Origin of the sequence: Paraburkholderia sp. SIMBA_053, assembly GCF_046534895.1 — a bacterium.
GTDB classification, from domain to species: domain Bacteria; phylum Pseudomonadota; class Gammaproteobacteria; order Burkholderiales; family Burkholderiaceae; genus Paraburkholderia; species Paraburkholderia caledonica.
In genome coordinates, this window is the sequence record NZ_JAWRXU010000305.1 from 1 (window position 1) to 331 (window position 331).

General features: G+C 74.3%; 1 pseudogene. It reads right to left on the bottom strand.

Going from position 1 to position 331, the window contains the following annotated elements:
- Positions 1-331 (bottom strand): annotated as a pseudogene (locus SB753_RS35745) (GspE family protein); the annotation flags it as partial.

Below are 331 nucleotides of genomic sequence, written 5' to 3' on the forward strand. Positions count from 1 at the left end.
GTGCGCCTGCCGCGCGAGTTCATGGCTGCCGGCACGCGCGCCGATCAGATCGCGCATGGCATCGGACACCGGCATGACCTGATGGACGCCGACGCGGCCCCGATAGCCGATGCCGTTGCAAGCGGCACAGCCGGTGGCCGCATACGGCTGCCAGTCGCCGAGCTGATCGTCGGCGAAACCGGCGGCACGTAGGGCGGCGGCCGAATGTGGCGCGGGCGCCCGGCACGCCGCGCACAGGCGCCGCACGAGCCGCTGCGCGGTCCCCATGCGCACCGCGGCGACGAGGTTGTACGGTGCGGCGCCGATGTCGATCAGGCGCGCGACGGCGGCC